Origin of the sequence: Peloplasma aerotolerans (assembly GCF_030012175.1) — a bacterium.
Classification (GTDB): Bacteria; Bacillota_I; Bacilli_A; order Acholeplasmatales; family Acholeplasmataceae; genus Peloplasma; species Peloplasma aerotolerans.
In genome coordinates this window covers 19,316-27,571 of the sequence record NZ_JASCXW010000027.1, presented here as the reverse complement: position 1 = coordinate 27,571, position 8,256 = coordinate 19,316, and the positions used below count along the sequence as shown (strand labels likewise).

General features: G+C 31.9%; 7 protein-coding genes. All 7 read right to left on the bottom strand.

Translation table 11 applies throughout. The features are described from left to right. Positions 1–70: 70 nt before the first annotated feature. Positions 71–1,687 carry a DEAD/DEAH box helicase gene (locus QJ521_RS07565; protein ID WP_282839852.1) on the bottom strand — a complete coding sequence of 539 codons (1,617 nt, stop codon included), beginning with the start codon at positions 1,685–1,687 and terminating at the stop codon, positions 71–73. 78 nt (positions 1,688–1,765) lie between these two features. Continuing rightward, positions 1,766–2,413: a DsbA family oxidoreductase gene (locus QJ521_RS07560; RefSeq protein WP_282839851.1), complete on the bottom strand. Its 648-nt coding sequence runs from the start codon at positions 2,411–2,413 to the stop codon at positions 1,766–1,768. Between the two features lie 74 nt (positions 2,414–2,487). Beyond that, on the bottom strand, positions 2,488–3,972 hold the full coding sequence (locus QJ521_RS07555) for an amidohydrolase (protein ID WP_282839850.1): 1,485 nt from the start codon (positions 3,970–3,972) through the stop codon (positions 2,488–2,490). 55 nt (positions 3,973–4,027) lie between these two features. After that, on the bottom strand, positions 4,028–4,783 hold the full coding sequence (locus QJ521_RS07550; protein WP_282839849.1) for a RecX family transcriptional regulator: 756 nt from the start codon (positions 4,781–4,783) through the stop codon (positions 4,028–4,030). A 5-nt stretch (positions 4,784–4,788) separates the two neighbouring features. Beyond that, positions 4,789–6,300, bottom strand: coding sequence for a S41 family peptidase (locus QJ521_RS07545; RefSeq protein WP_282839848.1), 1,512 nt, complete (start codon positions 6,298–6,300; stop codon positions 4,789–4,791). Then, positions 6,294–7,154: a YitT family protein gene (locus QJ521_RS07540; protein WP_282839847.1), complete on the bottom strand. Its 861-nt coding sequence runs from the start codon at positions 7,152–7,154 to the stop codon at positions 6,294–6,296. Before QJ521_RS07540 ends, QJ521_RS07545 begins: the two co-directional genes overlap by 7 nt. Further along, positions 7,147–8,247, bottom strand: a complete 1,101-nt coding sequence (gene prfB / locus QJ521_RS07535; protein WP_282839846.1) for a peptide chain release factor 2 — start codon at positions 8,245–8,247, stop codon at positions 7,147–7,149. The genes QJ521_RS07540 and prfB overlap by 8 nt, the downstream gene beginning before the upstream one ends. Positions 8,248–8,256 lie beyond the last annotated feature (9 nt).

Genomic DNA, 8,256 nt, shown 5'->3' with positions numbered 1-8,256 from the left:
TAAAAAAATAAAAAATATGAATTTCATATTTATTGTAACATGAATTAGACATATTTTCTATGTTTTTTGATTATTTGTTTCTAAGAATAATAATCTTTATTTTTTTGTTGTTGTACATTTTGTTGTTCAATTCATCAAGCCGTTTTATCGCTGCTGGGTGAATTTGAAACTCTGTTTCTTTTGGATAGATAACAATATCACCTATATTTTTAGGATATAAATCGACATGTTTCTTAAAATAATCGAGTAAAGTTACTGGGCGAATACCATCTTCTTTACCCAAGTTGATGAGTGCATTTTTGTAAGCACCAGTTTTTCTTCTCTTACCATCATTTGTTTTTTCTCTACGATTATCATCTTCTGCTTTTCTCTTTACAGGGACAATAACTGAATCATATGATTTCTTTTCGTCCATCACTTTTGAAAGTAATGCAGAAATGATTTGTTGATCTTCAAAACCATCTTTGTGTAGTTGTGAAATGACTTCATCATAGTTTGCTTCATTATTTGAAACCATTTCCATGATTTTCGTATAATTTCTTTGCTCTCTTCTAACGTTAATTTCTTCTTCAGATGGTATTTCTTTTTCAACCATTTTGATTTTGATAAAACGTTCAATCATCGCAAGCTTTCCACGCATACTTGGATAGACAAGTGAAATGGAGACACCTGAAGCTCCAGCACGACCAGTACGTCCGATTCTATGGACATATATTTCATCTTCAAATGGTAGTTCATAGTTGATAACCATATCGACATGTGAAATATCTAAGCCTCTTGCTGCAACATCAGTAGCAATTAAGAACTTCAATCTTTTTGATCTAAAGCGACCCATGACATAGTCTCTTTGACTCTGTTTTAAATCACCATGTAGTGCATCTGCTTCATAATTGTGTTTTTGTAAATATGCAGATAATGTATCAACATCTTTTTTAGTATTCGCGAAAATAATTGCTGATGCAGGATCATATAAATCCAAAATACGGACTAAAAGTTGATCACGATCTGACTTTTTCACGTTGTAATAAAGTTGATCTGTCTTTGATACTGTCAAGGTCGGTGTTTCAATCTTAATGATTTCTGGATTTTTTTGATAGCGTTGTGCAACTTTTCTAATAAAAGGTGGGATCGTAGCTGAGAATAATGCTGTTTGTCTTTCTTTTGGTGTATCTTTTAAAATGGTTTCTAAGTCTTCTTGGAAACCCATTTTAAGCATTTCATCTGCTTCATCCATGACTAGTACTTTAAGTGAACTAAAATCGATGGTTTTACGTTGTAAATGATCAATCGTTCTACCTGGAGTAGCAACAACAATATGTGGGTGTTCTGATAATGCTTTAAACTGCTTATTATAAGACTCTCCACCATAAATAGATGTAATTCTTACATCCTTATTAAACTTGATGAGTTTGATAAACTCTTTATAAACCTGAAGCGTTAGCTCTCTCGTAGGACAAATCACTAATGCTTGAACTGTTTTTTCATTGACATTGATTTGTTCTAAAATAGGTATGGCAAAAGCAAATGTTTTCCCAGTACCTGTTTGCGCTTGACCAATTAGATCTCTTCCTTCTAACATCTTTGGAATTGCATGATGTTGAATGGATGTTGTCTCAACTAATCCTAAATGTTCAATCGCTTGTTTCGTTTCTTGTAAAATTTCTAATTCATTAAATAAAATATTCATTTTTTTCCTCAATTCTTTAAACCTTATACACTATACCATATAAATTGTAAAAATACTATAATATCATTAAAAAAAGACTCAGCGAGTCTTCTTTCTTTCACAATTTTCACCTTCACAGTAATCCGTCTTGTTAAACTGCGCAGAAGACTTCATTAATGCTTCTAATAATTGTGAATCATCGTGGTATCCACTAAGGCGTATTTTTCCATCAATACGGATATGTGGTAATTCGAAAATACCTTTTAGAATTGCATTCTCGCGATTTAAATTAACTGTTTCTTCAAACATAGTTGATGATAAAACTTGCTCAACTTGGTTTTGATCTAGTCCTATAGATAATGCAATATCCATTAAAATATTTTTTTGACTAATGTCAAGTTTATCTTCATAATAAGATTTAAAAATTTTTTGATTGAATTCAAAAGCTTTATCACTTTTTTTAGCTAAATGAGAAAGTCGATGCACATCAGTTACTTTGACTGGTTTTAATGATTCATATAGGTCTGGAAAGAAATCTTTTGCTTCTTCTAGTGAAATGACATGATGTTTCGCTAAGATATCATAAAAACTGCACCCTTCTTCTGGTTCAAACATAGGGATCATTTCATAACTTCGATAGAGCAATTCAAGGTCATTAAATTTATATTTTTTGAATAGTAATTCGATGCTTTGATGTTGCTTATAGCATAGCGGATTTAAATAGTCTAACCAAAATTCAAGTTTCATTGACACTCCATCCCTCATGACAATCTTACGCTGTTATTTTAGCAATATATTAGCCTTAAAATCAAATGTTACGCCTAGACAAATTGCTTTCTATAGACGATTTGTTCGTCAACGACAGTCATTTCAACGATATCTTTTTTATAGTTTTCAATATCTGTCGTTAATAGATCATAGGTAAAGACTGATAAGTCTGCAATATATCCATTTTTCAGGTATCCTCTATTATGATGTTGTGTAGAAAAATTTGCTTGTATGGTGTATAAAGAGATTGCATCAAACCTGTTTAATTTCTCTGATTCAAAATAGACTTTAGCGTCTTGATCTGATTTTCTTTCAATCGCTGCATAAATGCCTAACAAAGGGTTCGGTATTTCTACAGGAGCATCACTACTACCTGCTTGATTGATACCATTTTCTTTTAATGTCTTCCAAGGAAAACAAAGTTCTGGTGTTTCGCTTAAAAACTCGAGCGCCCACGGTAGATCGCTAGAAAGAAATTGTGGTTGGATATCAAGTGATATCGGTAATTCTTTCATTAACTCAATCGTTGATTTTGCAAGCCATGGTGTATGAATTAAACGATCATGAAGACCTTCATCAACGGGATGTTTTTTTAACAGATTGCAGACATCTTCTGTAGCCTGATCTCCAATAACGTGAACAGCAACCGGTAAATGATGCTTTCTTGCTTTTTTTATCATCTTTTCAAACTGTTGGTCGGATTGGACCTTTAACCCAAATGTATTTGTGTTTTTATAAGGTTTTTTCATCAAAGCAGTTTTTGAGGATAGAGTTCCATCATAAAACATTTTAACTGCACCAAGTTGAAGATATTTGTTTTGATCAAGAAAAGGTCTTTTTGATTTAAGAAAATCATCTAGTGTTAAATGATGCATTAATAAGTGTGCTCTAAAAGGTAATTTATCTAATGTTTTTTCAAAAACAAATACTGTTTCCTCAAAGCCATTAAAGTAATATAAATCATCACTATGTCCACCAGTAATGCCATATTGATGTAGACTTTGGATGGACTCAATTAAAAGTTCTTGAAGCTTTTCTTTTGTGTATTTTGGAAAACTGTCGATTGCTTTTTGTGCTTCATCTTCTGTTAAAACACCTGTAGAAGATTTGATTTTTGCATTTGCTAAAACGACGTTATTAACTGTTAAACTGTGATAATCATTATGTCTTAATAAAATAGGTTGTGTAACTGAAATAGCATTTAAATCATCTTTATTTACACCAGATTCAAAATAACCTTCTACAAACAAAGGTTCTTCATGAAAGATTTTCTTAAGTTCTTCTATAACTTGATTTTTTTTCTTTAAATGATAAAAGTTAGGTCTTGTTCGTTTTTGTCCATATCCTAATAAGTGAAGATGTGCATCAACAAATCCAGGATAGACATGACCTTGATTCATATCGATGATTTCATCAAATGCTAAATCTTTGATGTCCTCATCAAATCCGATAATCACACCATCTTGTGTCGCCATTTGTAAATAGACCGTCGTTTCATCTTCCATTGAATGGAAAAATCCATTTGTCCATAGTTTCATTTTTTCACCCCTGAATGATTAACTTTAGCTTGATTTTACCACACATCTTAAAACGTTATGATTTAACAACCTTTTTAATATCTTCCATCTTATAACCTTTTGCATATAGTTTTTGAATGATTTCATATTGCATGTTTTGATGATCTGGTTTAGTTTGATATCTTCTTACTAGTTTTTGATAATCTTTTTCAATTAGACTTAATTCATTGCCTGTATAAAACTCTAAAGCATTTTTTAATGCTGTATCAACTGCTTCCATATGAAATCCTTTTCTAATAAAAAATCCTTTAACCGTTTGTAGTGCTTGTTTTTTAGATTTTTTGCTCATTGAACGCATTTTTTTAGGCATAAGCTCTAAAAGTATTTCTGTTTCATCGTTTTGACGTAGTAAATCTTCTATAACGGCTGGATCTATACCTTTTTCTCTTAGCTTGTGTTCAATAACTAAAGGTCCATCACTATACTTCTTTTGTGCAATATAATCTTTTGCATAAACAAAGTCATCAACATACTTTCTTTCAATATACTTTTGAACAACTTGTTTAACAATCGGTTCCGAAGCTCCCTTTGTGATGAGAAAATCCTTAATTTCTTTTCTGGTTAACATTCTTTTTAATTTAATAATCCCGAGTTTATAAAAGAAAGTATATTCATTTTCTTTGACGAACTCGTTATATGTTTTTAACTCTAACTCTTTTCCTGGACTTAATCGATACTTCAAAAAAACTTCTGGTTCAACGACTAAAAGTTCTCCATTAAAGAAGACTTCATAGTTTTTAGATTTTTTTGTTATTCCAGTAATTGTTTTCATAATCTTTATGTATTTTTAATGATATCAATCAAACTCTGTAATTGAACATCTTTATGGATATCAAACATGTCATTCATATATATCTGATGAATGTGAATCGCAGTTTTTTTACTTAAAATCGATTCATTTTCGATGTCATATAATGTATTAAAGGCTATGATTGCATTTTCTGTAGCCAAATCAAAGTATCCATCAGTCCTTAAAAGATCATCACCAGAGAAGTCAAAAAAATAGTTTAAGAAATTTTGGTAATTGACTAAAGCAAGTGAAATTTGATTAAATGCTACTTCACCGCCATAGACAGGCATGTCTATTGCTTGAATTCCGGTTTGTTCTATGGTTTCAATCGCTAATGGATCTGTTGATACATTTTTACCATCATCATAAAACCATTCACCTTCAGTAAAAGCAAGTGAATATCTTATGCCTCCAATATCGGTTAAATAAATATAGTTTTGGTAAACGCCTTTACCATAGGTTTGTGAACCATAAAGTGTGTATCCACCACGCGTATTTAACGCTGCAGCTAATACTTCAGCAGCAGATGCGGAATTTTCATTAACAAGAACTTTGATATCGTATGGTTTCGCAGTTGTTTGTCCTCCAAAAAATATATTACCTTCACCACTTTTTGGAATCATCTCAAATAGAGGTTGATCAAGGTCTCTTCTTAAGAGTTGTTGAGTAATACCTTGAAATAGTGTTGAACTTGTATTTTTTTGATTATGTAGAGCAGTCAATGCACCACCTGGATTATCTCTTAAATCAAGAATTAGTGTTTTATTTTCAGGACTTTGGTTCAAGATTGTTGATTCTAACTCAGCCAAGCGATCAAAAAACACTCGATCAGTTCCTGCTGTAATACCTTCTTGATATCCTGAAAACTGAGTAATTCTTAAGTATGCAATATTATCTTCTAGTAAGTCTTTTGCAAAAACTGTTGGTGTTTCAATTTCTTTATAGATAATCGTGACATGAGATATAACGCCATCTGGATCTTCAACAATTAATGTTTTTTCATCATCAACATCTCCAACTAAATATGTAGATGATTCAAGACTAGAACTCAAATCTTCAAAATAGATGGCTTCATCTTCTAATACACCTATGATTAGATCATTAGGATATAAATTATTTTCTGCAGCACTATTTGGATAAACATATTGAACGCGATAAAGATTTCCTTCTGTTGATACGTTAATACCGATACCAACGAATTTCTCATCACTTCTAGGTGTTACATTAAGTGGTGTGGAAACTAATCTTGTATATGGATCATTGTTCGCTATCGCGTAACTTCTAATCGCAGCCTCAATGGATGCTATGAGTGCTTGTTGCTCATCAAGACTATCAATATCATAATAGTAGTATTCATCCATTAAACGTGTTACATAACTAAATAGATCACTTCGATTATTTGGTGCGGGTTCATTAATGACATTAGATGAGTAATAACCAGCAAAAAAAGCTAAGACAACACTGATTAGAAATAAAATACCTAGTTTTCTACTTACCATTTGGCTTCCTCCCTACTAAATCCTTGACCTAAAGCTTCTTTTGTTTTTGTAACAAATGTAAATGCTGTAGGATCAGTTTCTTTAATAATCTTTTTAAAATGATAGAGTTGTTGTCGATCGACAGTGCAAATCATCATATCTTTATCTAGATTTGAATATCCACCAACAACTTTTATTTTTGTTATACCACGTTCTAATTTTTTATAAATTTGTACTTTCATCATTTCACAATGATCTGTAACAATAAAGACTGTGTACCCTGATTTTCCTTCAATCGCTAGTCTATCAACAATTAATCCACTCATGAGCATCGCGCCAAGTGCATATAATCCTAGTTGGAAATTAATAATCATTGCTGTAAAAATAATCGCTCCATCTGTTAGATAGATTGCTGTTGAAAAAGGGATGTTCAGGTATTTATTCATAATTCTTTGAATGACATCAATCCCACCTGTTGTTGCGTTATTTCTAAGGACGATACCTAAACCAACTCCTACAAATAAGCCACCAAATACTGATGCTACAAGTAAAGGACTTTCTGTCATATGTTGCATAAAGAAGTTTTTATCAATCGTTAATTCTAAAACCCATATAATTGTAGGAGATAAAAGGGTTGCGTAAACTGTTTTATAAAAAAACACTTTGCCTAAGACTAAAGCTCCAATGATTAATAAGATAATATTAACAACATACATAAATAAACTAACAGAAATCACATCTTGAACCAAGACTGCAACCCCCATTACACCACCAATCACTAAACTAAGCGGTAATAAGAAAAAATAGAAACCTAAGGACAGAAGGATGATACCAACTGTGATTTCTAATATTTCTCTGCGTTTTGCTTTATTCATCTGTGTCACCTGCTTTTAAATAAGCATTGATAAAACCATCGAGTTCTCCATCCATGACGAGATCAACATTACCAACTTCATAGTTGGTTCGATGATCTTTTACCATTTGATAAGGATGGAAGACATAAGATCTGATTTGTGAACCCCAAGCAATATCTTTTTGTTCACCTTTGATATCTTTTAAGATAGCTTCTTGTTTTTTTATTTCTTCTTGTGCTAATTTTGATTTTAATACGCTCATTGCTGCTTCTTTATTTTTTAGTTGACTTCGTTCATTTTGACATGTGACGACTATGTTTGTTGGTAAATGCGTAATTCTTACTGCTGAATCGGTTGTATTGACTGATTGTCCACCTGCACCACCACTGCGATAAACATCAATTTTTAAATCTTCATCTTTAATTTCAACATCAACTTCATCGATGATTTCTGGCAAGACATCTACAGATGCAAATGAAGTATGTCTTCTTGCATTGGAATCAAATGGCGAGATACGAACAAGTCTATGAACACCTCGTTCAGCTTTTAAATATCCATATGCGTATGCACCTTTAATCAATAGCGTCACACTTTTAATACCAGCTTCTTCTCCAGCTTGATAATCTAGAAGTTCTACTTTAAAGTTTTTCTTTTGAGCATATCTGGTATACATTCTATATAACATATCACACCAGTCTTGAGACTCTGTTCCACCTGCTCCTGGATGAAGTTCTATAATCGTATTATTTGCATCATAAGGTTCATTTAATAGTGTTTTAATTTCAAAAGCTTTAAGTTTTTTTTGTAGCGTTTCTAAATCTGTTTCAAGAACGTCCCATTCTTCAGTTCCTTCTTCACTGATTTCAAACCAATCTACTAGATTTTTATGTTGTTTTTCTAAGTCAGAAAATTCGTCAAGTTTTTGACGAATTTCTGTAGCTTGTTTAGTTATTTTTTTTGCTTGATTTGTATCTGACCAAAAATTAGGTTGCTGCATCAAATCATTTAACTCGCGATATTGACTTTCTAATTTTTGTGGATTCAAAGCTTTTTTTAAATCTTCAATGCTTTCATTCATGTTCGATATGAACTTGTTTACATCATAAGTTTCCACAAAAATCCC